Below are 21,431 nucleotides of genomic sequence, written 5' to 3' on the forward strand. Positions count from 1 at the left end.
CGCCAGACGTTGCAGGTGAGGAAGAGGGCTTCGCCGTCCTTCCACTCACCGCTCTGCCGGTCCAGGAACCGCGGGGTCGAGGCCACGCGGAACTTCGCGACCGCCTGGCCGCTGGGCGTGAAACGCAGTTCAGGGTCGTCGACGAGGTTGCCGCAGATGGTGATGGTCGTGTCGCCTGCCATGTCAGGACTCCTTGGTGTTCGGGGGGTCAGCGGTTGTGGGAGCCGCGGTCGGGCTTCGGCATCCCGGGCAATCGCACGGCTCGGACGCGGCGGAATCGGAGGCTCCGCCGACGTAGTACTCCAGGCGGGCGCCCGGGTAGGCGTCGAGCAGGGCGTCCACAGAGACGGCGGCGTGGGCCAGGCCCGCGGCCGGGTCGTCGGTGACGACGCGGCCGGAGGGGAACTGTGCGCCGTCGAGGGCGCGGCCGTCGGGCAGGTGGAGGATGAAGAAGCGGCGATCAGGCATGGTCGGTCTGCTCGCTGATGGGGTCGGTCACGTGCTCCTCCTGTGGTGGTGTGCGGCTCTGAGATGGCCTGTGCCGGTTCGGGGATGTCCCGGCTATAGGCGAACGGGTGTTCGAGGATCAGGAGGCGAACCGGGGCCGCGTAAGGGCATCTCCGGTCAGGTACTCGACCCGCCACGTCGGATGGCAGCACTTCGAGACCCGGTCACCGTCAAAACGCACCTTCAGATGCGCTCCAGAGAAACCGGCGATCACACCCGGCCTGCCGTCCACACAGACACGCATGCCACGCGCCGCCGGGACCTTGTAGTAGCTGCGCACGTACTCCGCACTCATCGATTCCTCCAGGTGGTTGTGGTTGGGTAAGGACGGGTGTCCCGCCTGATTGAGGCAGGCGGGACACCCCTCACCGTGGTCACGCCGCCTCGTCCAGCGACGGCTGATACCAAGGCGACTCCGTCGTCGGCCGAAGCTTCGCCAGCTCCCCCAGCAGCCGATCGCGCCACATCAGCGCGAATTCCGGGCAGTTCGCGCAGTTCTTGTGGCGGACCTCATGGCCAGGCAGCGGCGGCAGCTTCATCGCGGCACGCGACCACGCCATCGAGTCAGCAGACCGAAGAAGCCCCCCGATCTGGGCTAGCCCCTTCGTCTTCACCCCGAAGCCATGCAGGTTCCAGCCCCGACTGGCGAACTCGGTGACGATCGCGACGATCTTGGTGGTGGACTGCAAACGGCAAACCGACCCCAAACCGACCAGCGGCTCAGCCCCCAAGTCCACACCGGCGGCGGCGTACATGTCGGCGCACCGCCTATAGGTGGGCACATCGCTGCCCTGGAGCACCGGGAACACCGGAAGTTCAGGTGCCAGGGCACGCACCAGGACGAAGTTCTCCACCGTCCACGTCTGATGCTTGAAGGTCGCCGCGTCCAGGGACTCGTCCGGTTCACCCTCGGGGATGCCCCGGGCTTCGCGGGTGCCGTGATACCACTTCGGACCCGGCTCGACATCCCGGCGCCCCTGGATGACTTCCTCTTCACACATCCAGTCCATCGGCGCCACGAAGTCCGGCATGCCGACGCCGTCGATGATGCGGCGGATCTCGGCCACGTAATGGGTGGCGGTGACTCTCCACCTACCGTGCTGCTTGATCTCGCTGAACCCGCCGGAGTCGAACAGCCAGCGGCCTTTGGCGCGGGGGAACGTCTTGCGACCCACGAGCCGGGCCCGGCTCACACACAGCGGCACATCGGCGAACCGGTCGTCGCCCAGCCAGTTGGGGTGGTGGGCGCCGAGGTAGAAGGTGAAGGTCACGACGCCACCGCCGGACGGGTACGCACAAGTCGCACAAGACGGATGAGCAGGAGGAGGACGATCGCCGCCAGCGTCATCCAGGTCTTGCCGAGGACCTGGCCGGCGAGGAAGTCCAGCGACCCGAACGCCAGCCACAGGAAGACCAGCGAGTCCACGACCAGCCCCACCACGCCGGAGGCGAACACCGCGACCACCATGCCGCGCTGACGCAGCGGGGTGTACACCGCAAGGTCCGCCAGCTCCGACAACAGGAACGCCGCGCCCGAGGCCAACGCCAGCGCCGGGCTCACGAACACTGACAGCGCCGTGCCGGCCAGGACGGCCACCAGGCTCCACCGCCACCCCGCCGCCTCCTGCAGCAGGTCCCGCAGCACCAGCGCCAGAGCCGCCATGTACACACCGGCCGGAGCCATCAGGCCGAAACCCACCGGGAGCGGGCCGATGTGGGTGATGAGCAGGTTCGCGGCCGGAATGGTGGCCATGTAGCCGGCGGCCAGGAGCACCGTTCGGGTGGTCACGACTCCTCCAAATCTGAGCGGTAGAAGACGACCACCTGGCTGCCGTCCCGCCGGTCCACCAGCGCGTACTGGCCACCAACCGTGTCCACCACGTCCACGACCTCGCCGTTGACCGACTCCCAGCCGGCCGGAGTCGGGTAGGGGATCATCACCCGGGCGCCGACGAACGACTCGCCGCGGACCTGTATCGAGCCGTCGGCCAGCCAGCGGGTGTGTGCGCGTGTGTTCACGGGGTCCTCCATCGGCGGCGTCCGCCGCGCATGACGTGGTAGTGGTCGCCGCCATCGCAAGGCCGCGAGTCCGGTGGCGGGGCTTGTCAGGGAAGGGGCACATCACGCCACCTCGCTGTCGAACAGGCCGTGCTGGGCGCCGAGCACCCGGTTGGACCACAACACCTCGGTGCGGCCAGCCCACCGCTCGCCCTGAGTGCTCACCGACTGGATCTCGTAGCGGCGCCAGCCCGCGTACAGGTCCGCGTACAGCGGTGACGGGTACCCCGACAGGACCACCGCGGCCCGGCAGGCGTTCAGGGCGTCGGCGAGTTCGCGGTGGGCGGTCTCCCCACCCATTTCGCAGGCGTAGTTGCGGGTGCGGGTGGAGCCGAGGTAGGGCGGATCGACGTACAGGAGCACACCGGGGTGAGCCCCGTAGGAGGCGATCACCTCCAGGGCGGGGCGGGCCTCCAACGACACCCCGTGCAGCCGTTCAACCGCAGGGGCGATGCGGTCCACGTAGGTCTCCAGGTAGCGGGGCATCCCGATACCGGACCCGGCGGGGTTGACGTAGGTGCGCCAGCCGACGGGCCGGGTGGTGCCGGTGCGGGACTGGGTGAGTAGCACCCACAGCCTGCGTGCGTCCTCCAGTTCGTCGTCGGCGGGTTCGCGTGCGGCCGCATATTCGGCGCGCGAATGCGGGGTGAGGGCGCAAGCGCGCGCCAGTTCCTCGCCGCGGTCCCGCAGTACCCGCCAGAACCGCATGAGCCGCCCGTCGAGGTCGTTGACGGTCTCCATCTTCGACCTGGGCTTGGCCAGCAACACCGCAAGCGACCCGGCGTAGGGCTCCACGTAGTGCTCGTGCGGCGGGAGCAGCGGCACGATGTCCGACGCGACGCTGATCTTGGAGCCGTAGTAGGCGATCGGGGGTTTCACGCCGCCTCCCCATGGGTGCCGCGCCGATACACCCCGCGCGCCTCAGCGGCGTTCGGGTGGGCGTGCTTGGCGTCGTGGCAGGCCCGGCAGGCCGTCTGGAGGTTCGCCTCGTCGAGGATCGAGCCGCCCTGGGAGCGCAGAACGATCTCGTCCGCGTCCACCGACCGGCCCTGGCAGCGGTCGTCCCACTGGATCTCACACCAGGGCCGCTCCTCCAGCAGCCGGCGCACGAGGAGCCGACGCGCGACGTAGAGGGCGGTCTGCTTGGCGGAACGGGGGGCGAGCGGCATCCGCCGCAGCGTCATCCCGTTCTCCAACTCGACCAGCTCCGCCGTGGGCCGCTCCGGGTCGGCGAGCGGGACCTTGCGGGTCCAGGGCTTCTTGGCTTTGAGTTCGCTGCGCCGTTCCAGCGGCTTCCTACGCCGCATCGCGCACCGCCACGAACACACCCTGACCGTCGCGGCGCATCAGCTGCTTACGCAGCGCCACACGCTCCTCCGCGGTCAACCCACCGAAAATCCCGTGCTGCAGACCAGGGCGGCGCCACAGTTCCGACGCCAGGCACTCCGCCCGCACCGGGCACCGGCCACAGACCTCCTTGGCCTTCTTCTCGCGAATCGCCCGCACCGGCTGGCGTTCACCGTCGGGTGCGAAGAACAACTCGGTGTCCTCGCCGGCGCAGGCGGCGCCCCGGCCGTCCCAGCGACTGAGGGGCGCCAGCACCACGGGCATCGGGTTACGCGACATCGCGCACCTCCCGCAGGACCACGTTCAGGCCACCGTCATCGGTGAGTTCGACCCATCCGAGGTGCGCGTACTGGATCAGCCGCGCAGCGGGGTCGTCCCAGGGGTTGATCCGGAACCCGGTCTCAGCGCCCCAGATCGGGTGCGTGTCGATCTCGGTGACGCACTCGGTTCCGGCGTGGACGAGGACGAGGTTCGCGGGCGAGACCAGCGCGAGGTCGAAGCTGCCGTCCGCGTGGCGGGCCTTGCGTCGGTGCAGACGGCGGGGCCCCTTCACGGGCTTGCCGCACCACCCGCAGGTCCCACCGTCGCGGTCCCACACCAGTTCCTCTACGGCACGGTTCGGGATACCGCCGTGGTTGACCGGCGCTCCGGTGGGCTTGCGACGGATGCCCTCCAGCAGCTTGGCGACGGCATCGGCGGGGAGTGGATCGGTACCGGCTTCAGGGGTCGGGGGCGGTGGAGTCGGGCGCAGCCGCTCCGCTTCCAGCCGCCGCACCAGCGCGGCGATCTCGGGGTTCATCAGAGGTTCCTCCGAATCAGTTCAAAGGGGGTTAAGCCACGCCGCCGGACTGCTGAACCGCACGGTCCAAACGGGTGGGGTGGAAGCCGCGACCCAGAGGCCGACCGGACGTCGAAGACACACACCGCGCGCCCGCCTGCGCCCCACAGCCAAGGGCCGGGCACGGGACCGTCAGCGCCGCAGCCAACGCGTCCGCCGCATCCCGAGACCCCTGAGTCCGCGCCGCCCGATACTCCGCCGACGGCTGCGACCCCCGACGACCACCGCCGATCGCTGACACCTGCTTGCCATCCGCGATCCGCCGGATCGACTCCTGCAACTGCCGCTGGTAGTCCCGGGCATCCGGAGGCGGCGGCGGCAACGGCGTCCGGGACAGCCGCTCGTTCCGGATCGCTCGGACCCGCGACACGATGTCTGCGGGGCCGATGAACCGGCACGACTTCGCGAGGTCGGCGACCGCGGTTCGGGCGTCGAACGCGTCGATGTCGGCGAGGGCGTCATGCCAGGCGTCGGGCGTGTACTCGTCGATCTGCTGGTGGGGGAACAGGGCCTTGACGTAGCGGGTGAGGACCACGGTCTCGGAGGGGGTCATGAGGCACCGGCCTCTCGTGCTCGGGCACGCTCCATGGCGCGTGCGAACTGGTCGTCGGTGGCGCGCTGCCGGAAGTCGCGGGTGTCGCCGGAGGCGCCCACCGCACGCAGAACGGGGCGATGGTTCATGGTTTGGTTGACGACGCTGGGCAGCGTGGAGGGGTGGAGCCCCTTGGTCATCCACTCGGCGAGGCCACGCCGGATGTCGTCGGGGTCGATGCCTTCATCGAGCAGTTGTTTGATCTGCTTCGAGGTCTGGCCGATGACGTTGCTCGGGGGTCGCTTGACGCAGCGGTCGATCCACTCGGCGACGAGCGTCTGAGCGGTCGCTGGCTGCGGCGGTTCAGCCGCCCGTTCCGAAGGAACGGAAGGGGTGGGGGTGGGGGCGGGGGCCGCGCGCACGCCCGCGGAAGGTATCGGCAACCCTTCCTGGAACCCTTGGCGATACCCTTCGCTAGGGGTATCTACCTGCACGTTTGCCAGATTCTCGGGGGCGGAGGCACTTCGGACGGCCAAGGTGCGCGATTCGCTGGCGTGAGCCACTTCCGAATACCCTCCGGCAGGGGTACCGGGAACCCTTGGCGATACCCTTCCCGATACCCTTTCCGGGTCGGGGTTGGGCAGCGGCCCAAACGCAGCCCGAATTCGGTCGATGACTCCCGCAACCACCGCGCGGGTCTCCCCCTTCAACTCATCCAGCGGGAGCCGCTCCAGTTCCTTCAGGAGAGCCCACCGCAACGCCGGAGAGTTGATCTCAGCCGCGTCCTCCCCCATTCGGATCATCACCTTGGGCTGCTTCCACACGCCGTCGTTCTTGACGAGGGTGCGGATCAGCAACTCCTCGCTGTCGGCGTCCAGAACGACGAACCGCGCCTCCGCGAGCTCGTCCAAAGCCGCAGCCACGCTCACCTCCGTGAGCCCGGGAGCTTTGCTGGCCCACCGAGACAGGGTGATGTCGAGCAGGCCAGCGTGGGTGAGCCGGGGCTGGGAGAGGAGGAACAGGTACATCCGCTGGGCGGCCGGGGACACCGCCAGGAACTGTGTGTCCGTCCAGATGGTCGTGAGGATGCGACCGTGGTTACGCGCCATCGGGCACCTCGGTTCCCAGGACGCTGCTGACGGCCAGCTCAACCACTTCGGGAGAGTCGGGACCCGGCGGGCGAGGGTCGTTCAACTCCCACTCGCGGTAGGCGCGGTTCATGGCCTCCTGGCCGTAAGGGAAGCGGGAGAGGAACCGCTTCAGGGTTTCCACGTCCCGCCCCTCGCCCTCTCGGATCTCGGTGCGAGCCAGGTGCGCGGCGAGGATCATGACCTCATGCCAGTGGGCGTGCCACATGTCCGAGTCGGCCTCGGCCATAGCGCGGAAGTGCTCTACCTCGTCTTGGACGAACTGGGAGAGGTAGCGCATGGCCGCAGCGGTGGCGTTGATCGTCTCCTCGCTGGGGTGTCCCGGGTAGGCCGGTAGGTACCCGTCGATCTGTGGATCCTTGAGTCGGCCGGCATGGGTGGCCGCTTCGAGGATCTCCCAGGAGCTGAAGCCGCTGTCGATCGCACGCTGGACACTGCCGATGAAGGGCTTCCAGTCCTCCTCGGGGCTCCAGCCTTGGCAGTAGCGCACGGCTGCCGCGATGTGGAGGTTGTCCTCGCGGGAGATCTCCTCGTCCAACTGTTCGACGGCGCCCCTGTGGTGGATGTTGTGGAGGGGGTTCTCCACGGTGATGGCGCGTCGTTCGGCTGCCAGGACCGTGGGGCGGTCGCTGTACCAGTCGACGGTCATGCCGCGGACTGCGGTCCACCAGGTCTTGTCCTTGGCGTGCTCTCCGATCCGCCGGGGCGGATCGTTGGTGACGCCGACGTAGAGGAGTTGCCCTCCGTCGTCGTAGAAGCGGTACAGCGCTTGCTGCCTGGTCACTTCTCCCCCTTGCCGTTCTCGTTCGACCTCATCATCTCACCAATCTTTAAACTTTGGCAAGAGTGGTAAGATTGAACATGCTTTACAATCTCGCCATGGCCACGGACCCGGAACCGCAGATCGCAGACGACGGCGTGCAGGAAGTGCCGCTGACGATCGCGCGCCCCCTGCTGACCCGGATGATCGAGCAGGCTCGGGAGAACGGGCTGATGAGCGCCTTGACCGTTCGTGGGCGCCGCCGCATCTACCTCGTCACGCCCGAGTGTGTGGAACAGGCCCGGCGTGACCGGGAAGAAGTACGAGCGCTCCGCGAGGAAGTGACGCGTCTGCGCGACGCCTCCCCCGACGCTTGACGTGTTCACGCCGCCACCTGCAGACGTCCGGCCGACCGCTCCGCTGCGCGCCGGGTGAGCTGCCGTCGGCGTTCCAGGTAGCCCGCCACGATCAGCGGGGACCTCTCGCCCTTCTGGTAGCCCAACTGGCACAGGCGGAGTTCGTCCACCGTCATCTGCTGGGCGCGGCGCCGCATCTCGGCGTCCATCTCGGCGTCGGTCAGGTCGAGGCAGTCTTCTTCGAATGCGAACGGCGGTAGCCACCCCTGAGCCAGCGCGTTGGTGCGCACCCGTATGGCTTCGCTGCTCGTCGGTAGCGGCACCATGTGCAGTTCGCGGAAGAGGCTGGCCACGGCGTCGGCGATGTCGGCTCGGACCTGTGTGGTGCGGCCGCGGGCGATGTCCACGAGCGTGGATGGTGAGGCGTTCATCCGTTCGGCCTGGTGTCGGATGGACCAGCCGGCGGCGGCTAGAGAGCGGATGCGGCGCCGGGTCCCGTCCACGGGAATGGAGGGGCCCCCGAACCGTGTGCGCTTGGGTTGGGACGGTGCCGTGCGTGCGGGCGTGGGACGTGGTGGGGCGACCGTGAGGGGGATCGTGAGGATGCCTGCGGCGGTCCGAGGGAGGACGTTCTTGGGTGGGTTGTTGCTGGCCAGGTGGATGATCGCGACGTGGGTGAGTCCCGCGGCCCGCGCGATGCCCTTCTTGGAGTGGCCCAGGGTGAGCAGTTTGAGGACGTGGTTGCGGGTTGCGGTGGCGTCGGTGAGGCCCTGCCAAGTGCCGGCTTTGATGGCGTGGTAGCGGGTGGTGTCGTAGGCGGTCTGGGCCTGGTGGCACGGGCCGCAGGGGCAGCCTTGGCCGTAGGCCCAGCGGGTGCCGTGCTTGACGTTCACGGGTCCTCCCTTCTGGTCGTTGTGGCGGTGTTAGGCGGCGGCCTGTTCGGCCCAGTGGGTGGCGGTGGTGTAGGGGTGGCTCTCAGTTCCGCAGTCGAGGCACCGGAACACCGCGAGTTCGTCGCCGTCGCTGGCGGCGATGGTGTGGAGCAAATCGGTGGACCCGCAGTCGCAGGCGAACACCACGGCCGCGACGGGGTCGGCGCGAGTCCAGGGGCGCCAGGCGACGGGGGCGCCGTGGTGGTGGGTGTAGGTGGGCGCCGCGGGGAGGGCGGCGGTGGTGGTGGTCATGCTGCGGTCTCCTCGGCTTCGTGCTGGGGGTTGGTTTGGCGGTGGAGTTTGCGGCGTTCTCGGGGTGGGAGGCCGGCGCGGATGCCGAACTCGATGTCGCCAAGGGCCAGAGCCTCGTTCAGGCATTCGGCGCGGACGGGGCACTGGGCGCAGATCCGTTTGGCTGCTCGGATGCGGCGCTTGTCTTCGGGGTCCGGGTAGAACCGGCTGGTGGGCAGACCGGCGCAGGCTGCGCGGTCCCACCAGTCGTCGGGCTCCCGGTCAGTGGCCATGGACCACCGCGCCGCTCAGGTCATGGATGCGGAGCACGAGCCGGGTGGGCTTGTGGGGCTCGCCGAGGACGAACGACACCTTGAGCAGGTGGTTGGCGTCGTCGTCTATCAGCACGCCTGCGTCGACGATCCCGTCGATCGCGGCTTTCACCGATGGCTGCCAGTTGTGGGGGTCGCGGCGTTGTTTGCTGCCGGGCTGGATCTCGGCGGTGATCTCGACTCGGTCGAGGGTGGGGATCTTCGCGGCCTTCGCGACCCATCCGGCGGCTTCACGGATGCCCTTGGTGAGCTGGGCTTGCTTCCGCCGGTGGAGGCGGCTGTTGGAGTTCAGCAGCTTCACATCGGTGGGGATGGTGACGGTGTAGGTGGTCACGCCGCACCTCCGAGGCGGCGAGCCGACTCGTCCTCGCAGCGCAGGCACGGGACCCCGCTGTAGTGGCCTTGGCAGTGGTCCATCCACAACCGGTGGGGCACGTCCGAGCCCGGGCAGTGCGGGCCCTCAGTGCAGTCGGGCCCGTCGACGTGCAGCACGATTTTCCCGGGGCAGCGCAGCCGCCAGCGCCGCCGGTCGGGGTCCACGGCGACCCACCGCTTCTCGTAGGCGTCGGCGGACCCGGCGCACCTCTGCCGAGTGTGGAAGACCACCTCAGGGCCGCCGGGCAGGTCGAGGTTGTCGCCGTCGAAACGGATCGACTTCTGCCTGCTGGTGACGGGCTCTCCGCACTCCCAGCAGCAGCCCGGCAGGATCGACTCAGCCCGCTCCAGCTCTTTCTTCGCCTCGGCGGCACGGGCGTCGAACTCAATCTCCCTGCACGGGTACAACTCCCCGCAGACCGAGCACACGGGGTAGTGCTCGGGCAGCACATACCAGCGCTCCACGTCGCGGGTCCGAACCTGGTGCAGCGGCCCCTCGGGGAGAGGCTGGAGCACGATTTGGTGCGGCGTGGACTGGCGGCGGATCTCGCGGATCTCCGAGCTTGACGGGATCTTCCACGTTGCCCATTGAGCGGTCTTGCGGGCGACGTGCTCGCGTTCCGCGTCATTCCATTCGTGGTCGGCGAGTGCACGCACCTCAATGACGCGCCATGCTCGGCGCTTGAGCCCGATGATGGAGCCGACGGGTGGAGTGATGTTGCAGTGTGGGGTGGCGCCTGCGGGGGTCCAGCGGTGGGGGTCGAAGCGGAAGTGCATCATGTCGCCCCCTGCCAGAGGGTGATGGGGTGGGCGTGGGTGCGGCGGTCCGTGGACGGCACGTAGCCGATGCGGACGATCAGCCCCCGCTTGCGGGCAGCCATGAACCGGGCACCCATCAGGGCCGAGCGGACGTCGGGGAGACGGTCCCGGATGTCGTTCGCGCTGAACGGCTCACCTCGTTCAACGCGCTCCCTGATCGCTTGGTCGATGACGGCGGAGTCCCAACCGTCGGTGTCGGCGTCCTCGGCGAGGGCGATCCCGGCGTCGCGGGCTGCTCTGGCGGCGGCGAGGTCGGTGGTCATCGGGTTCCTCCGTTCTGTTCGGGGTGGGTGGTGCGGGCCGACCCCCGAGACGGCCCGCACCACCTTTGGGGGCCGCGCTGGGCGGTAGGCGGGTCCGCCCGGCGCGTGGTCATGGGGTGATCCCGAGGACGTTCGCCAACGCGATGCCGATCAGCACGAAGATGAGCGCGGCGACACGGTTGGCGGTCAACTCCCAGCTCGGGAGGGTGCGGCGGGTCATGGCTGCCTCCGGTGGCGTTCGCAGTTGCAGGTGGTGGGGCGTGGCCCGTGGATGAGGCGGCGGATGGTGACGGCGGCGATGACCGCGCCCGCGATGGTGAGGGCGGCGAGTTCGGGGCCGATTAGCCACAGCAGGGAGGCGTCCATCAGGCCACCTCCTCGCCGAACAGACCGGGCTGCTCGGTCGGCGCGGTCGCGGGGCGCGGCGGTAGCGGCGCAGCCTTCTTGCGGCGCCTAGCGGCTTTGGTTTGGATCCTGGCGATGATCTCCTCGTGCAGGAGGCTGTCCTGGAGGAGCACCCGCTTCGTGGTCTTCGCGGCCGCCTTCTTCTCTTTCTTCTTGGCCCTGCGCGTCGTCTTCTTCGGCTGCTCGGCCGCGGCCTCGGCGTCGACGTAGATCGGGCCGGGGTTGTAGATCTCGGCGAGGCGGGGGTGGAGTCGGGCGTACTCCTCCTTGCTGACCTTGCCGAGCAGCAACGAGTCGCCGACGGCGATGCGCGGCACGAAGGCCGGGATGGCGTCCAGGCGGCGGGAGCGGATCGCGCCGGCCTGGTGGAGGAGGTCGCCGATGCGCACGACCACACGGAGCCGTGCGACGGCGGCGGTGAGCGGGTCGAGTTCGCAGCCGTCGACTCCGGCGATGATTCGGCGCGCCGCCTCCAGGGGCTGCACGGGCCGCCAGCCGGTGACGGCGTGCGGGGCGCCGCCGCGGCTGGGGCTCGGGAGACGGCCGGTGGTGTAGAGCTCCCACAGGGTCTCCACGGTGCGGATCAGAAGATGCCCGGTGCCGCAGCAGGGGTCCGTCGTGAGCAGGGTCTCGTCGCGGAACTCGGCCGCGGCCGGGTACAGGGTGCGGTAGAGCAGGAAGTCGGCGATGAAACACGGCGACTGGGCGAGCGCGAAGCCCTTGCGGCGCTCAACGGACACCAACTGCAGCAGGTCACCGACCATCCACCCGGTGATCGAGCGGGGAGCGTCGCCATCGGGGTCGGGGTAGGCGAGGCTGGGGGCGGTGGTCCACCACTCCAGCAGCCGCTCCAGCGCGGCGTCGGAGGGCTGGTGGGCGCGCAGCGCGGTGCTGTAGCGGGGGTCGAGCAGGCACTCGGTGGCCGGATGCACGCACAGCGAGGCGATGGACATCGCCAGCCAGCCGCCCGCGGTGACCGGCACCGTGCGTCGCACCGCCTCGCCCTCGGCGCGCAGCACCGGGTCGATCAGGGCGTGGTCCTGCGCCCAGGCCAGCAGCGCGGTGTAGTACACCCACGCCACCGCGCTGGGCCGCACCTCCAACACCCGGTAAGTGGTGGCGCTGGGCCCGCCGGCGATGTCGTCGGCGAAGACGTCCACGAACCGGCGCAGCCCCTTCACCAGCTGCTTCTCGTCGGGGGTCATGCCGCCTCACCGTCCGCTCCAGGGCGTGGATCGGGAGCGGGGCGTGACTTGCCACGCAGCAGGGCGCTGGCCGTGTGGGTGGAGATGCCGTATTCGGCGGCGATCTCTTTCAGCAGGGCGCCCTCCGCCCTGCGGGCGCGCATCTCCTCCAGTTGGGATTCGGTGATCCGGGGCCGGCCGCGGTTGTCCAGGGGGATGCGCACGCGGTTGCGTCCGCGCTTGTGCCTGCGCGGCGTCTCCCCCTCGTACCACAGGGCGGCGAACCGGCTCCGCGCCCGAACGAGCTTGTCCTTCAGCCCTGCGGGGGTGACCCCGAGCGCCGCCGCCAGGTCCATGTCCTCGCGGTCCTGCAGCATTGCGAGTCCCAGCAGGACGTCCCGGTCGCCGTCCGTCAGCGTGGGCCAGATCTGCCACAGCGCCATGCGGTCCACCACGCCGCTCTCGTGCGACCCGGTCACGGTCGACGACGCGTCCCAGTAGGCCACGTAGGAGGGCCGTGTCTCACCTTTGCTCGTGCGGCCGTACAGGCGCGTGGCGGCCTGTTCTGCCACCGCCATCGCACGCCAGCCGCCCGTGACCAGGTCTCGGGGAGTCGGCCGCTCCTGCGCGGCGTAGAGGGCGTCGATGACTCCGTCGCGGGCGGCCGTGTATCGGTCGATGAACGATCCGACGTGCGCGAACAGGCTTCGTCGCACAGCCAGCCGCGCCAGCCGGTCGATGTCGAGGATGTTGTAGCCCCACCGCACCGAGTGCACGTCGTCGGCTGGCGGCTCCTCCTCTTCGGCGGCCGGGGGCCGCCCCCACCAGGACCACGCCTCGTCGTCGGGCTCGTAGTAGGACAGCTGGGTCACAGCAGGTCACCCCCGTCGTGGAGGCGTTCGTGCTCACGGATGATCCGTCCGCCTCGGAGGTCGATCTCGACCATGTCGACCTCGTGGCCGGTGAAGAAGCGGCGCCACTGGCGGTCCCTGTAGACGCGCTTGGTGTGGCGGGTGAGGGGCCGGGCGGCCACCGCAGCCGAAACTGCGGCGGCCACCACGACAGCGGCGGGGATCAGGCGGCGGAGGTCACCCATCGGACTCACCGCCGAGTAGGTGCGTGAAGTGGCCGGTCTGGTCGGTGATGTGGTGGCCGCCGGCAAGGGCGGAGCGGATCGCCAGTTCCATGACGCTGAGGCGGTTGGTTTCCAGGTAGCCATCGGGAAGGTCGGCGCGGTATCGGCGGCCTTTGCCGTAGCGGCGCCACCGGATGGTGATCTGGTCAGACATTGGGGGTCTCCTCGGGGAGGTCAGTGACACGCCAGCAGGTGTCAGGGCCGCAGATCAGATGGCCGCACGGCACACCGGCGTCAGGAACGAGGCGGTAGATGGTCGGCGATGCCTGGACGACGGTCGCGGGGACGGAGAACGGCACACCGCCGGACTCACCGGTGACAAGCACGTGGTGGCCCACCAGAGGGCGGAGATCGGTCACCGTCCGGCCCTCCCCTGGGTGTCGTCGTCGGGGCTGTCGGCCCAGTGGTGGTCGGAGTCGCGGAGCCATTCCCGGAGCCGGGTGAGGGCGTCGTCCAAGACCCCGTAGCGGCCGAACAGAAGGTCGGCGAAGAAGCGGAGACGGCTCATGACGCCCCTCCGTCCTCGGCCGCGCCCATCTGCTCGGCGAACCACCGGTCCCACGCCTGACGGTTGAAGGGGCCAGCCGCCACCCAGTCCGCCTTGGCCTTTTCGATGGCCTCAGCACGCCAACCCCGGCGGAAGGGGCGCTCCATGCGCTCCCCATCAGCCCAGGAGTCGCCACAGCCGCAGCACGTCACCCGCGCGCCGTACCAAGCGGCGGTGCGGATGGAGAAGCGGCGACGCCGCTTGCAGGTCGGGCAGTACTGGACGGTGCGCCGTAGGAACTCCGACGGCCGACAGATGATTAGAGACGTGCTCATGACGCACCTCCTCGGGCGCGGGCCAGCAGGCTGCCCAGCGCCAAGTAGAGGCGGTCCTCCATGGCGGCGACCTCGGCCAGAGCGGTCCGGTCACCAGCACCCAGCTCGACGCCGTCCAGCAGCTCAGTGAGCGCAGCCAGCCGCTCCGATCGGGTGATCGTCCAGAAGTCCGTGCCCGCCGGAATGCACAGCCAGGGGACGGGGGCGTCGGCGAGAGGGCCGACCGGGAAATCGATGCGGGTCATCGCGACTCACCGCCTGCGGTCCGGTAGGCGACCGGGTAGCGGGTGCGCATCTCGCGCAGCGTCTCCGGGACGGTCTTGATGCGGGTCGGGTCTTCGGCTAGTACTCCCAGCGCGCCGAGGATGACGCTGGTCCGGGTCCGCCGCAGGTCCAGTTCCGCCTCGCGGGCGTCAGGGTCGCCGTAGGGGGCTCGGGGGACGTCGACGATGTCGATGATGGCTTTGGCTAGGGCGCGGATGTCTCGTTGGGTAGCGGCCATCAGGCGGCCCTCCCGGCGGTGTTGGGCTCGGTGTCATCCGGCCCATCCGGACGCTCGGTCAGGCGGCGGAGACGCCGCGCAGCGCGGCGAGCCGCAAGGTCCAGCACGGTCGCCTTCTCGGGCCGGTCGGCGATGTCGGCTTCCACCGCGGCGATCGTCAGCCCCTCCACGGCGGCGCGCATGACCTGCACACCCGAGGGCTCGGTGGTCGCGCTCACCGGGACTCACCGCCTTCGTGCATGTGGCGGGGGCACATCTCCTGTGTCACCTGCACGGTGAGTGTCGGGTGCGGTGCGTCCCCGGAAATGGCGTCACGCCATTCGTCATCAGTGGCGCAGTACATGCACACCTGGTCTGTGCGATGCACAAGACGCATGGTCCGCACGAAGTCCCGGACTTTGGCCATCGAGTCGGATTCGATAGCTTGCAAGCGCCGGATCTCCACCCGGAGTGGTGCCAACTCGGCTGCCACGTACTGATCGAGTGCCTGGAAGAATTCCACCGCGCTGTCATGATCCAGCAGTTCTACGGACAGGAATCCGAGCAGGCTGTCACGCAGGTCGCTGCGGTCAGGCCAGTCGCAAGTCTCGCTTTCCTTTTGGCGGGCATCGCGGTGATAGCCCAGGTGTAGCGGGGAGCGGTCGCAGTCGTGGGTGTGCTCCTGGTTGGGACACGGGACTCCGCACCGCGTTCGGTCGGTAGACAGCTCTGGGATGATGTTGTTCACGATCCCGATCTCCTTCTCTTGCAGGGTTGTGTGTCGGGGTCCAGGGACCCCCGCCGGCGGCTACCGGCGGGGGTCCCGCAATGTCACGGGGATGGGTCAGCGCCCACAGCCACACGGGCAGGCGCAGGGAGCCCGTTCAGGGCGTCGCGGATATGGGAGACCGTGCAGTCGATCAGCAGCGTCGCCGTCTCCACCACACCCCGACCAGGCGAAGGGTTCGCGGTGAGCAGCTGGATGAGCAGGGCGAGATGCATCCGGGCCCGCTCAGCATCACGAACCGAACCCGCCGTCAGGCTGCCGTCGCCCCAGTAGAGGCGGTGGGCGAGCAGCAACGGCGCCGGAGCCTCCGCCTGCCACTCCTCCACCGACAGCGACGGTGTGCCGCCGACCACCGGCAGCATCCGCACACCGTCACCAGCCCGCGCGAACCACCCGTCGGGGCCAGCGGTCCAGGTGTCGCCCGGCTGCGGCGGCCACCCCGGCGTCATGACGCACCGCCAGGGGCAACCGAGTCGACCGGCTGACCCGCCAGCCACGCCGCGTCCTGCTCCGGGGTCAGCTGCAGCGGCCGCTCCACATGCTCGTGATGGCCCTCGGCCACCACATCGCTGTAGCCGTCCTCACCTGGCAGCGGAGGCGCTTCCACAGCGGCCACCTCGACCACAGGCGCCTCGACTGGGGCGCCTTCGGTTTCCTTCGGAGCAGCCGACTTGCGGCGGGCCGTGCGCTTCGGCTGCGCCTCAACGACCGTGCCCTCGCCGCCCTCGTCACTCAGCTCTTCACTGGTGTAGGAGATGCCACCCAGGGCGTCAGGGGCGATGAGCCTCGCCAACTTGCCGGTGGCGCGGGCGACGAGCATGTCACCCGGGTACTTGCGCCAGTTGTCCTTACCGAGGAGGTTCGCCTTGCGGGCGTCGTCGGCCGACCACTCCACCGTCGTCCACGACTGCGCGCCCTTGCGGCGCCCCTTCACTCGGCACCGGGTCGACGTCAGTTCCTCATAGACGATCTCGTGGCCGGCGGCCAGCAGCCGCGACCGCATCAGCTCCGACGACATCGAGGGCCGTCCGTCGATCACGTGGATGTGCTGCAGGCTCGTCATCGGCCCCACACCCACCTCGCGACCGGCGAAGATCGCCGCTGCCACCGCCGGGGCGTTGCCCCGGAGTTGCTTGGGGACGAACTGGGTGTCGGCGATGGTCTTGGCCAACTTGAGGATGTCTGTGGCGACATGCACCCAGCCGTCGACGATGTCGCGGGACTCACGGGTAGCGATCTCGTTCATGCGGCAACCCTTCGGGGAGTCGGGCGCAGCGAGTCGCCCTTCAAGTCAGTGGCAGAAGCGCGGAACTCGGCGACCTGGGCGACGTAGAGGAACGCCCGGAACTGGTCGGGCCCGGCGGTGAATCGGTAGAGGTCGTAGCCGTCGGAGCGCACCCACACCACGGCGGTCTCGTCCACCACGGGCATGGGCTGCTCGGCGCCGTCCGCATCGAGATAGAACTCGGCGTACCGGTAGGCGGCCAGCTGGAGGGCGACCTCACCGAAGGGGCCTGACCTGTTGGTCTTGATGTCCAGCAGCCAGCGGCGGCCGTCCATGTCCGCGACGAGGTCAGGGGTGCCTGCGTAGTTGTGGCGGCGATTGAACACTGGTCGCTCGACCAGCACCGGGGCGGGTTCCCACTCGTCCAGGAATCGCACGTAGGAATCGACGTGGCCAGCCAGCGACTCGGGGACTTCGATCTCTTCCCCTGCGGTGAGGCGTTCGGCGAGTTTGTGGACCTCGGTGCCCCGGTTCGCGGCCTGGTCCCGGTCGGCTCGGTGGGCGCCCTGGATGGCGGCGATGCGCTTGCTGGGTGGCAGGGTGGCGAGTTCGTCCCAGCGGTCGACGGCGTAGTTGGCGGCGGTGCGCGCCGCCCAGTCGATCAATCCGGGTTTGGGGAGGCCCTGTCCGATGAGGGTCGTCACTCCTCGGGACTTGTGGCCGTCCAGCATGTAGTAGTGGCCACGGCCAGCGTTCTGGCGGCGGGTCTGCGGCGCTCCCATCACGCCACCGCGCCGAGGTTGAAGTCCGCCGCCGCCCGACGCTCGGCGTCCGCGACCTTCCAGCGGCTCTCCGCCAACGCAGCCTCAGCGCCGTCCGCGCGGCGCGCCTCCTGCTCCAGAGCGTCGATCAGATCCCGCAGCAGCCCCAGCCGCACGGGCACATCCGGGTCAGCGTCCTCGTGGTAATCGTCGCGCACCGCGATGGCCTCTTCGAGGGCTTCGCCGATCTCACGGGCGGAGAGTTGGGTGTACTTGGTGTTACCGTTGTTCACGGTCCCGATGCCTTCCTTCTTGGGTTGAGTGGTTCGGGATCAGCCGCCCCGCCAGTCGCAACCTGGTGGGGCGGACGCATCTCAGGCGCTCATACGCCGCGGCGGACTCGGCACCAACCGGATCCGCTGGCCGCCCGTCGACTCCGCAGCTGCAGCGCCAGACCGCCGCCGACGCCTCGACGTCCTCTCCCGCTTCTCCGCAGCCGGCGTCGGATCGGCAGCGCGCGGGACAGCCGTCTGCTCCACCAGGTCCGCGATGTCCTCGGCGGTGAAGACGATCCGTCGGCCGTCTCGGTGGTGCGCTACTGTGCGGCGTTGCGCGCGCTTGCGGAGGGCGCCTGGAGTGGTACCGGGTAGGAACTCGTCGCAGACCTGCTCTGGGGTCCACACGCGCGGCGGGGTCATCGGGCGTCCTCGTCGCGGTTCGGGATGAGGAAGTCGCCGTCGCGGCAGTCGAGCACGTCTACGTCGATGAGCCGCAGGTAGAGCTTTCTGGACGGCTGGCGGACGCCGCGCATGATGCGCTGGAGGTGGCCGTGGGACCAGCCGACGTCAGAGGCGAGCCGTTCGACGGATCTGTAGCCCCGCGCCTTGACCCGGGCGCGTAGTGCGTCCTTGTCGACGGTGTAGTTCCGCATGGATCAACCGTGGCACAGGTTTGGCCCAAGTTCTAGCGTTTCAACCAAATTTTCTTGGTCCAAATTCGGTCACAACCGCAGGTCTGAGACGCGTGACGGTCAAGTTACCTAGAGCTGCGACCCCCTTACTTGGCCTAAATTTGGGCCAAAGACGGTAGGCTGCCCGACGTGAGCGCGAACCCGCACGGCTCCCCGCCGGTACCGCCGAACGCCACGTCGTGGTACACGGACCCTCAGCACGCCCGACTCGACGGATACCTCGACCAGCGACGCCGACAACTCCACCTGCAGTGGAAGGACCTCGCCAAGAAGGCCGCCCTCAGCGACCAGGGCATCCGCGAACTCCGCAAAGGCAAGACCCAGCCCCGCATCCCCACCATGCGCGCCCTAGAGGACGAACTGGGCTGGGAACGCGGCAGCATCGACGCCACCCTCGCCGGAGGCGAACCCGCCATCGCGTCCCAGGACGGTCAGGCGCCCACGCCGGCAGACGGCAATCGCCTGCTGGCGGACGCATTCGCGCCCCTCGACACCGCCCCGTCGGCGCCCCGCATGGCCATCCGCCGGGTAGACCTCCACGGGAAGCTCGTCGAGCGCGTCGACCAGATCTGGGAGAAAGACGACGCCGGCCTGCACTGGGTGTACGTCGCGCGGTGGGACGGCGACCGGCAGGTGGCGGTCAGCAAGCATCCCGTGCTCGACGGGCGCACCCCGCGCGACGTGGAGCGTGCGATCCAGGACGGTCTGGATGAGTACGAGCGTAAGGTGGCGGGTTTCGATGCGGGTGTGTAAACCCGCGCCGGTTTCGGACGTCTAGTACCCCGCCGTCCGAATTTAGGTTAGGAAACCCAAAGATCAGCTACGTTCAGTTACTTTGGAGACGCCAATCGGCAACCAGTTCGATCTTTGCCTGTGATCCACTTCCCACCTGCCGTTTTGCCCCTTAATGTGAAGCATTCGAGGGGGAGATCGCAATCGGAGGAGGGGCCCAGTGGCGCTAGTGGCACCCAGGGGAAAGCACGTTGTGTCACGACTTCCGGTCAGGAAGATCCGGCCGGACATCCGGGCGTATCCGGCGGACTGGCAGGAGTTGGCGACTGAAGCCGCCCTCGTGTTCGACTTCGTCCCCCACCTAGAAGAACCCATCATGATCGTCGACCCGATCCCCGGCCTGTGCGTCGCCCAGCTCCGCCGCGGCGAGCGCCTAGGGCCCATCCTCAGGCACTTCGACCTCCTCGCTGAGTGGAAACAGGCCCTCTACACCATGGAATGGGGCTGCCCCGCGGGCGCCACGGTCGAGTTCGCGCTGGACATGTTCGGCCGCGACTACCGGGCCGAACCCGACGCCGCGCCACCCTGGATCCAGCAGTGGAGTGGCTGCATCGACCTGCGGAAACTCACACGCGCCCGCCTGAACTAGCCCACTCCCCTACCATCCCCCAAGGGGGCGCGACCTCGCCGCGCCCCCTGCACGCATCCCCCGGCAGACAGGACCATCATGAGGCCCTACGTCGAGAAGCGCGGCGCCAAGTACCGTGTCCGAGCCCGAGGCGACGACGGAAAACTCATCCCGCTCGGATCCGGCTACGACACCGCCGAAGACGCTGAGCAGGCCGGCTGGGAAGCGATCATCGCCATGGGTCGCAAGGAGTGGGTCGACCCCCGCAAGGGCGACACCACGCTGCACGAGTGGGCCGAGGCGTGGCTCCCCGCGCAAGACGTGCGCCGCTCCACCCTCGACCAGTACGGGTACCTGATCCGCACCTTCATCCTCCCCTTCTTCGGCAGCCGGTCCCTCACCTCCCTCGCGGAGGCCGACAACGAGATCAACGCCTGGGAGAAGCAGGTCGCCACCAAGTACGCAGCGTCCACCGCCGCAGCCGCACGCGCCCGCCTAGCCACCATGCTCGGCGACGCAGCCAAACGCCGCCTCATCGCCCGCAACCCCGCCGAGCGGCAGCGTGGACGCGGACGCAAGGGCGACAACCGGCTGGAGGACGCGAAGGAGGAGGCGTGGACCGACCCGCTGGGCGCCCTCCTGATCGCCGAACGCGCCGCGCTCCTGACGGGCCGCGACGATGAGTTCGTCATGCTCATCACCGACGCCTACACGGGGATGCGGTTCGGTGAGCTGATCGGCCTGGAACGCCAATACGTGCGGCTGTCGCAGATTCGCGTGGAGTGGCAGCTCTACCAGCTCAACTCAGGGGCGATCATCCGCACGCCCCCCAAGGACGGGTCGCGCCGCAGCCTCGACATCCCGCCGTTCCTGTCCGACCTGCTCTCCCGCCAGCGCCAGGCCAACCCGGGACCAGCAACGCAGAGCCGCGAGATCTGTGCGTGCGTCAAGGACATGGAACCCGGCGAGTTCGGCCACCCCGTGGACGTCCACCTGTTCCGCGGGCCCGCGGTGTCGCGCCCCCGCCTCGGAGCGGTGCCGATGTCGGAGGTCGCCCGGATCGCTGGTGTGTCAGCCACGACCGTCTCCAACGTCTTCAACCGCCCCGACATCGTCAAACCCGAGACGGTCGCCCGCATCCGGCAGATCATGAAAGAGGTCGGGTTCACCGGCCAACAGACGCAGCAGACCCACAGTCCGCACTGGCGGCGCGACGGGTTCCGCACCTGGGTCATGACGCCGGCCACCGAGGGCCGGTATCCCGCCAAGGGGAAGCACCCGGCCCATCCCGTACCGGTCATGGACGGGGTGCCGGTGCGCGGCCGAGGGGCGTCCAAGCGCGCCACCGAGTCCTGGCTGCCCATCACGCCCGGCCTCACCGTGCACGGCCTGCGCCACTCCCACAAGACCTGGATGCAGGAGGATGAGATCCACCAGATCCTCCAGCACGACCGGCTCGGCCACGAGATGGACGGCATCGGCGCCACCTACACCCACGTGACCCCGGCGATGCGCAGGAAGCTGCTGGATGCGCTGACCCGGCGGTGGGAGGACGCGTTGAGGCGGCGCGCGCAGTTGTGGCCGCGGTCGCGGGTGGTGATGCTCGACGGTCTGCTGGAGTCGTACCGGTCGGCGTATCGCCGGTATCGGACGGTCGTCGACCTGTGCGGTGCGCAGATCATTTCCCATTCTGTTCCCAGTGGGCATGGAAAAGCCCACCACCCTTTCCAGGTGGCGGGCTTTTGACCTGCTGCTTTCCTGTCGGGATGACAGGATTTGAACCTGCGACCCCTTGACCCCCAG

General features: G+C 69.0%; 40 protein-coding genes. 4 read left to right on the top strand and 36 right to left on the bottom strand.

Going from position 1 to position 21,431, the window contains the following annotated elements; all coding sequences use genetic code 11:
- The 13 genes from CLV72_RS31265 to CLV72_RS31325 all read right to left on the bottom strand — a co-directional run.
- Positions 1–182: single-stranded DNA-binding protein (locus CLV72_RS31265; RefSeq protein ID WP_146159654.1), on the bottom strand; the 182-nt coding region annotated here is incomplete at its 3' end.
- A gap of 1 nt (position 183) precedes the next feature.
- On the bottom strand, positions 184–468 hold the full coding sequence (locus CLV72_RS31270; RefSeq protein ID WP_106253824.1) for a hypothetical protein: 285 nt from the start codon (positions 466–468) through the stop codon (positions 184–186).
- A 118-nt stretch (positions 469–586) separates the two neighbouring features.
- The gene (locus CLV72_RS31275; protein ID WP_106253825.1) at positions 587–802 is read right to left on the bottom strand and encodes a hypothetical protein; all 216 of its coding nucleotides are present in this window, start codon (positions 800–802) and stop codon (positions 587–589) included.
- Positions 803–881: 79 nt separating this feature from the next.
- Positions 882–1,778, bottom strand: coding sequence for a deazapurine DNA modification protein DpdA family protein (locus CLV72_RS31280; RefSeq protein ID WP_211303193.1), 897 nt, complete (start codon positions 1,776–1,778; stop codon positions 882–884).
- Positions 1,775–2,296: a VUT family protein gene (locus CLV72_RS31285; RefSeq protein WP_245930551.1), complete on the bottom strand. Its 522-nt coding sequence runs from the start codon at positions 2,294–2,296 to the stop codon at positions 1,775–1,777. The genes CLV72_RS31280 and CLV72_RS31285 overlap by 4 nt, the downstream gene beginning before the upstream one ends.
- Positions 2,293–2,526, bottom strand: a complete 234-nt coding sequence (locus CLV72_RS31290; RefSeq protein ID WP_146159655.1) for a hypothetical protein — start codon at positions 2,524–2,526, stop codon at positions 2,293–2,295. Before CLV72_RS31290 ends, CLV72_RS31285 begins: the two co-directional genes overlap by 4 nt.
- Before the next feature lie 102 nt (positions 2,527–2,628).
- Positions 2,629–3,444, bottom strand: coding sequence for a DNA adenine methylase (locus CLV72_RS31295; protein WP_106253827.1), 816 nt, complete (start codon positions 3,442–3,444; stop codon positions 2,629–2,631).
- A complete protein-coding gene (locus CLV72_RS31300) occupies positions 3,441–3,872 on the bottom strand; it encodes an HNH endonuclease (RefSeq protein WP_211303194.1) in 432 nt (143 codons plus the stop codon). The genes CLV72_RS31295 and CLV72_RS31300 overlap by 4 nt, the downstream gene beginning before the upstream one ends.
- Positions 3,862–4,176, bottom strand: a complete 315-nt coding sequence (locus CLV72_RS31305) for a WhiB family transcriptional regulator (protein WP_106253828.1) — start codon at positions 4,174–4,176, stop codon at positions 3,862–3,864. Before CLV72_RS31305 ends, CLV72_RS31300 begins: the two co-directional genes overlap by 11 nt.
- Before the next feature lie 4 nt (positions 4,177–4,180).
- On the bottom strand, positions 4,181–4,711 hold the full coding sequence (locus tag CLV72_RS31310) for a hypothetical protein (protein WP_106253829.1): 531 nt from the start codon (positions 4,709–4,711) through the stop codon (positions 4,181–4,183).
- A 31-nt stretch (positions 4,712–4,742) separates the two neighbouring features.
- On the bottom strand, positions 4,743–5,303 hold the full coding sequence (locus CLV72_RS31315; protein WP_106253830.1) for a zinc finger domain-containing protein: 561 nt from the start codon (positions 5,301–5,303) through the stop codon (positions 4,743–4,745).
- On the bottom strand, positions 5,300–6,391 hold the full coding sequence (locus CLV72_RS31320; protein WP_106253831.1) for a hypothetical protein: 1,092 nt from the start codon (positions 6,389–6,391) through the stop codon (positions 5,300–5,302). The genes CLV72_RS31315 and CLV72_RS31320 overlap by 4 nt, the downstream gene beginning before the upstream one ends.
- On the bottom strand, positions 6,381–7,214 hold the full coding sequence (locus tag CLV72_RS31325) for a GIY-YIG nuclease family protein (protein ID WP_106253832.1): 834 nt from the start codon (positions 7,212–7,214) through the stop codon (positions 6,381–6,383). Before CLV72_RS31325 ends, CLV72_RS31320 begins: the two co-directional genes overlap by 11 nt.
- Before the next feature lie 95 nt (positions 7,215–7,309).
- Here CLV72_RS31325 and CLV72_RS31330 point away from each other — a divergent pair, with 95 nt between their 5' ends.
- Positions 7,310–7,567 carry a hypothetical protein gene (locus CLV72_RS31330; RefSeq protein ID WP_146159656.1) on the top strand — a complete coding sequence of 86 codons (258 nt, stop codon included), beginning with the start codon at positions 7,310–7,312 and terminating at the stop codon, positions 7,565–7,567.
- 5 nt (positions 7,568–7,572) lie between these two features.
- On the opposite strand, the gene CLV72_RS31335 is transcribed toward CLV72_RS31330, so the two are convergent.
- From CLV72_RS31335 to CLV72_RS31435, 23 genes are all read right to left on the bottom strand, one after another.
- The gene (locus CLV72_RS31335; RefSeq protein WP_106253834.1) at positions 7,573–8,439 is read right to left on the bottom strand and encodes a hypothetical protein; all 867 of its coding nucleotides are present in this window, start codon (positions 8,437–8,439) and stop codon (positions 7,573–7,575) included.
- A 30-nt stretch (positions 8,440–8,469) separates the two neighbouring features.
- Positions 8,470–8,730 carry a hypothetical protein gene (locus CLV72_RS31340; RefSeq protein ID WP_106253835.1) on the bottom strand — a complete coding sequence of 87 codons (261 nt, stop codon included), beginning with the start codon at positions 8,728–8,730 and terminating at the stop codon, positions 8,470–8,472.
- Entirely contained in the window at positions 8,727–9,002 is a 276-nt protein-coding gene (locus CLV72_RS31345) for a WhiB family transcriptional regulator (protein WP_106253836.1), read from the bottom strand. Before CLV72_RS31345 ends, CLV72_RS31340 begins: the two co-directional genes overlap by 4 nt.
- On the bottom strand, positions 8,992–9,375 hold the full coding sequence (locus tag CLV72_RS31350; RefSeq protein WP_106253837.1) for a hypothetical protein: 384 nt from the start codon (positions 9,373–9,375) through the stop codon (positions 8,992–8,994). The genes CLV72_RS31345 and CLV72_RS31350 overlap by 11 nt, the downstream gene beginning before the upstream one ends.
- Positions 9,372–10,196 carry a hypothetical protein gene (locus CLV72_RS31355; RefSeq protein ID WP_146159657.1) on the bottom strand — a complete coding sequence of 275 codons (825 nt, stop codon included), beginning with the start codon at positions 10,194–10,196 and terminating at the stop codon, positions 9,372–9,374. Before CLV72_RS31355 ends, CLV72_RS31350 begins: the two co-directional genes overlap by 4 nt.
- Positions 10,193–10,498, bottom strand: coding sequence for a hypothetical protein (locus tag CLV72_RS31360; RefSeq protein WP_106253839.1), 306 nt, complete (start codon positions 10,496–10,498; stop codon positions 10,193–10,195). The genes CLV72_RS31355 and CLV72_RS31360 overlap by 4 nt, the downstream gene beginning before the upstream one ends.
- Before the next feature lie 216 nt (positions 10,499–10,714).
- Positions 10,715–10,864 carry a hypothetical protein gene (locus CLV72_RS32560; RefSeq protein ID WP_170141193.1) on the bottom strand — a complete coding sequence of 50 codons (150 nt, stop codon included), beginning with the start codon at positions 10,862–10,864 and terminating at the stop codon, positions 10,715–10,717.
- Positions 10,864–12,108 carry a hypothetical protein gene (locus tag CLV72_RS31365; protein ID WP_106253840.1) on the bottom strand — a complete coding sequence of 415 codons (1,245 nt, stop codon included), beginning with the start codon at positions 12,106–12,108 and terminating at the stop codon, positions 10,864–10,866. Before CLV72_RS31365 ends, CLV72_RS32560 begins: the two co-directional genes overlap by 1 nt.
- A complete protein-coding gene (locus CLV72_RS31370) occupies positions 12,105–12,959 on the bottom strand; it encodes a helix-turn-helix domain-containing protein (protein WP_106253841.1) in 855 nt (284 codons plus the stop codon). Before CLV72_RS31370 ends, CLV72_RS31365 begins: the two co-directional genes overlap by 4 nt.
- Positions 12,956–13,183, bottom strand: coding sequence for a hypothetical protein (locus CLV72_RS31375; protein WP_106253842.1), 228 nt, complete (start codon positions 13,181–13,183; stop codon positions 12,956–12,958). The genes CLV72_RS31370 and CLV72_RS31375 overlap by 4 nt, the downstream gene beginning before the upstream one ends.
- Entirely contained in the window at positions 13,176–13,376 is a 201-nt protein-coding gene (locus CLV72_RS31380; protein WP_106253843.1) for a hypothetical protein, read from the bottom strand. The genes CLV72_RS31375 and CLV72_RS31380 overlap by 8 nt, the downstream gene beginning before the upstream one ends.
- A complete protein-coding gene (locus CLV72_RS31385) occupies positions 13,369–13,581 on the bottom strand; it encodes a hypothetical protein (protein ID WP_106253844.1) in 213 nt (70 codons plus the stop codon). The genes CLV72_RS31380 and CLV72_RS31385 overlap by 8 nt, the downstream gene beginning before the upstream one ends.
- A complete protein-coding gene (locus CLV72_RS32565) occupies positions 13,578–13,730 on the bottom strand; it encodes a hypothetical protein (RefSeq protein WP_170141194.1) in 153 nt (50 codons plus the stop codon). Before CLV72_RS32565 ends, CLV72_RS31385 begins: the two co-directional genes overlap by 4 nt.
- On the bottom strand, positions 13,727–14,044 hold the full coding sequence (locus tag CLV72_RS31390) for a hypothetical protein (RefSeq protein WP_106253845.1): 318 nt from the start codon (positions 14,042–14,044) through the stop codon (positions 13,727–13,729). The genes CLV72_RS32565 and CLV72_RS31390 overlap by 4 nt, the downstream gene beginning before the upstream one ends.
- Entirely contained in the window at positions 14,041–14,289 is a 249-nt protein-coding gene (locus CLV72_RS31395) for a hypothetical protein (RefSeq protein ID WP_106253846.1), read from the bottom strand. The genes CLV72_RS31390 and CLV72_RS31395 overlap by 4 nt, the downstream gene beginning before the upstream one ends.
- Positions 14,286–14,546, bottom strand: coding sequence for a hypothetical protein (locus CLV72_RS31400; protein WP_106253847.1), 261 nt, complete (start codon positions 14,544–14,546; stop codon positions 14,286–14,288). The genes CLV72_RS31395 and CLV72_RS31400 overlap by 4 nt, the downstream gene beginning before the upstream one ends.
- Entirely contained in the window at positions 14,546–14,764 is a 219-nt protein-coding gene (locus CLV72_RS31405; protein ID WP_106253848.1) for a hypothetical protein, read from the bottom strand. The genes CLV72_RS31400 and CLV72_RS31405 overlap by 1 nt, the downstream gene beginning before the upstream one ends.
- Positions 14,761–15,273: a hypothetical protein gene (locus CLV72_RS31410; protein WP_106253849.1), complete on the bottom strand. Its 513-nt coding sequence runs from the start codon at positions 15,271–15,273 to the stop codon at positions 14,761–14,763. Before CLV72_RS31410 ends, CLV72_RS31405 begins: the two co-directional genes overlap by 4 nt.
- A gap of 83 nt (positions 15,274–15,356) precedes the next feature.
- Positions 15,357–15,674, bottom strand: a complete 318-nt coding sequence (locus CLV72_RS31415; protein WP_146159658.1) for a hypothetical protein — start codon at positions 15,672–15,674, stop codon at positions 15,357–15,359.
- 83 nt (positions 15,675–15,757) lie between these two features.
- Positions 15,758–16,558, bottom strand: coding sequence for a hypothetical protein (locus tag CLV72_RS31420; RefSeq protein WP_106253851.1), 801 nt, complete (start codon positions 16,556–16,558; stop codon positions 15,758–15,760).
- Complete coding sequence (locus tag CLV72_RS31425) at positions 16,555–17,319, bottom strand: hypothetical protein (protein WP_146159659.1); 765 nt, start codon at positions 17,317–17,319, stop codon at positions 16,555–16,557. The genes CLV72_RS31420 and CLV72_RS31425 overlap by 4 nt, the downstream gene beginning before the upstream one ends.
- Entirely contained in the window at positions 17,319–17,591 is a 273-nt protein-coding gene (locus CLV72_RS31430) for a hypothetical protein (RefSeq protein ID WP_106253853.1), read from the bottom strand. The genes CLV72_RS31425 and CLV72_RS31430 overlap by 1 nt, the downstream gene beginning before the upstream one ends.
- Before the next feature lie 401 nt (positions 17,592–17,992).
- Positions 17,993–18,229, bottom strand: coding sequence for a helix-turn-helix domain-containing protein (locus CLV72_RS31435; protein ID WP_106253854.1), 237 nt, complete (start codon positions 18,227–18,229; stop codon positions 17,993–17,995).
- A 168-nt stretch (positions 18,230–18,397) separates the two neighbouring features.
- On the opposite strand from CLV72_RS31435, the gene CLV72_RS31440 reads away from it, so the two are divergent.
- From CLV72_RS31440 to CLV72_RS31450, 3 genes are all read left to right on the top strand, one after another.
- Positions 18,398–19,021, top strand: coding sequence for a helix-turn-helix domain-containing protein (locus CLV72_RS31440; RefSeq protein ID WP_106253855.1), 624 nt, complete (start codon positions 18,398–18,400; stop codon positions 19,019–19,021).
- A gap of 232 nt (positions 19,022–19,253) precedes the next feature.
- A complete protein-coding gene (locus tag CLV72_RS31445) occupies positions 19,254–19,649 on the top strand; it encodes a hypothetical protein (RefSeq protein ID WP_146159661.1) in 396 nt (131 codons plus the stop codon).
- Positions 19,650–19,727: 78 nt separating this feature from the next.
- On the top strand, positions 19,728–21,374 hold the full coding sequence (locus tag CLV72_RS31450; protein ID WP_106253857.1) for a LacI family DNA-binding transcriptional regulator: 1,647 nt from the start codon (positions 19,728–19,730) through the stop codon (positions 21,372–21,374).
- The last annotated feature ends 57 nt before the right edge of the window (positions 21,375–21,431 follow it).

Origin of the sequence: Allonocardiopsis opalescens, assembly GCF_003002095.1 — a bacterium.
GTDB classification, from domain to species: domain Bacteria; phylum Actinomycetota; class Actinomycetes; order Streptosporangiales; family Streptosporangiaceae; genus Allonocardiopsis; species Allonocardiopsis opalescens.

Coding starts and splice junctions, on each gene's coding strand:
- CLV72_RS31365 (WP_106253840.1), bottom strand. CDS start 12,108: ATGACCCCCGACGAGAAGCAGCTGGTGAAGGGGCTGCGCCGGTTCGTG.
- CLV72_RS31415 (WP_146159658.1), bottom strand. CDS start 15,674: ATGCTGCCGGTGGTCGGCGGCACACCGTCGCTGTCGGTGGAGGAGTGG.
- CLV72_RS31395 (WP_106253846.1), bottom strand. CDS start 14,289: ATGACCCGCATCGATTTCCCGGTCGGCCCTCTCGCCGACGCCCCCGTC.
- CLV72_RS31310 (WP_106253829.1), bottom strand. CDS start 4,711: ATGAACCCCGAGATCGCCGCGCTGGTGCGGCGGCTGGAAGCGGAGCGG.
- CLV72_RS31360 (WP_106253839.1), bottom strand. CDS start 10,498: ATGACCACCGACCTCGCCGCCGCCAGAGCAGCCCGCGACGCCGGGATC.
- CLV72_RS31315 (WP_106253830.1), bottom strand. CDS start 5,303: ATGACCCCCTCCGAGACCGTGGTCCTCACCCGCTACGTCAAGGCCCTG.
- CLV72_RS31300 (WP_211303194.1), bottom strand. CDS start 3,872: ATGCGGCGTAGGAAGCCGCTGGAACGGCGCAGCGAACTCAAAGCCAAG.
- CLV72_RS31450 (WP_106253857.1), top strand. CDS start 19,728: ATGAGGCCCTACGTCGAGAAGCGCGGCGCCAAGTACCGTGTCCGAGCC.
- CLV72_RS31425 (WP_146159659.1), bottom strand. CDS start 17,319: ATGGGAGCGCCGCAGACCCGCCGCCAGAACGCTGGCCGTGGCCACTAC.
- CLV72_RS31275 (WP_106253825.1), bottom strand. CDS start 802: ATGAGTGCGGAGTACGTGCGCAGCTACTACAAGGTCCCGGCGGCGCGT.
- CLV72_RS31270 (WP_106253824.1), bottom strand. CDS start 468: ATGCCTGATCGCCGCTTCTTCATCCTCCACCTGCCCGACGGCCGCGCC.
- CLV72_RS31390 (WP_106253845.1), bottom strand. CDS start 14,044: ATGAGCACGTCTCTAATCATCTGTCGGCCGTCGGAGTTCCTACGGCGC.
- CLV72_RS31400 (WP_106253847.1), bottom strand. CDS start 14,546: ATGGCCGCTACCCAACGAGACATCCGCGCCCTAGCCAAAGCCATCATC.
- CLV72_RS31330 (WP_146159656.1), top strand. CDS start 7,310: ATGGCCACGGACCCGGAACCGCAGATCGCAGACGACGGCGTGCAGGAA.
- CLV72_RS31435 (WP_106253854.1), bottom strand. CDS start 18,229: ATGCGGAACTACACCGTCGACAAGGACGCACTACGCGCCCGGGTCAAG.
- CLV72_RS31345 (WP_106253836.1), bottom strand. CDS start 9,002: ATGGCCACTGACCGGGAGCCCGACGACTGGTGGGACCGCGCAGCCTGC.
- CLV72_RS31340 (WP_106253835.1), bottom strand. CDS start 8,730: ATGACCACCACCACCGCCGCCCTCCCCGCGGCGCCCACCTACACCCAC.
- CLV72_RS31305 (WP_106253828.1), bottom strand. CDS start 4,176: ATGCCCGTGGTGCTGGCGCCCCTCAGTCGCTGGGACGGCCGGGGCGCC.
- CLV72_RS32565 (WP_170141194.1), bottom strand. CDS start 13,730: ATGAGCCGTCTCCGCTTCTTCGCCGACCTTCTGTTCGGCCGCTACGGG.
- CLV72_RS31320 (WP_106253831.1), bottom strand. CDS start 6,391: ATGGCGCGTAACCACGGTCGCATCCTCACGACCATCTGGACGGACACA.
- CLV72_RS31355 (WP_146159657.1), bottom strand. CDS start 10,196: ATGATGCACTTCCGCTTCGACCCCCACCGCTGGACCCCCGCAGGCGCC.
- CLV72_RS31420 (WP_106253851.1), bottom strand. CDS start 16,558: ATGAACGAGATCGCTACCCGTGAGTCCCGCGACATCGTCGACGGCTGG.
- CLV72_RS32560 (WP_170141193.1), bottom strand. CDS start 10,864: ATGGACGCCTCCCTGCTGTGGCTAATCGGCCCCGAACTCGCCGCCCTC.
- CLV72_RS31380 (WP_106253843.1), bottom strand. CDS start 13,376: ATGTCTGACCAGATCACCATCCGGTGGCGCCGCTACGGCAAAGGCCGC.
- CLV72_RS31375 (WP_106253842.1), bottom strand. CDS start 13,183: ATGGGTGACCTCCGCCGCCTGATCCCCGCCGCTGTCGTGGTGGCCGCC.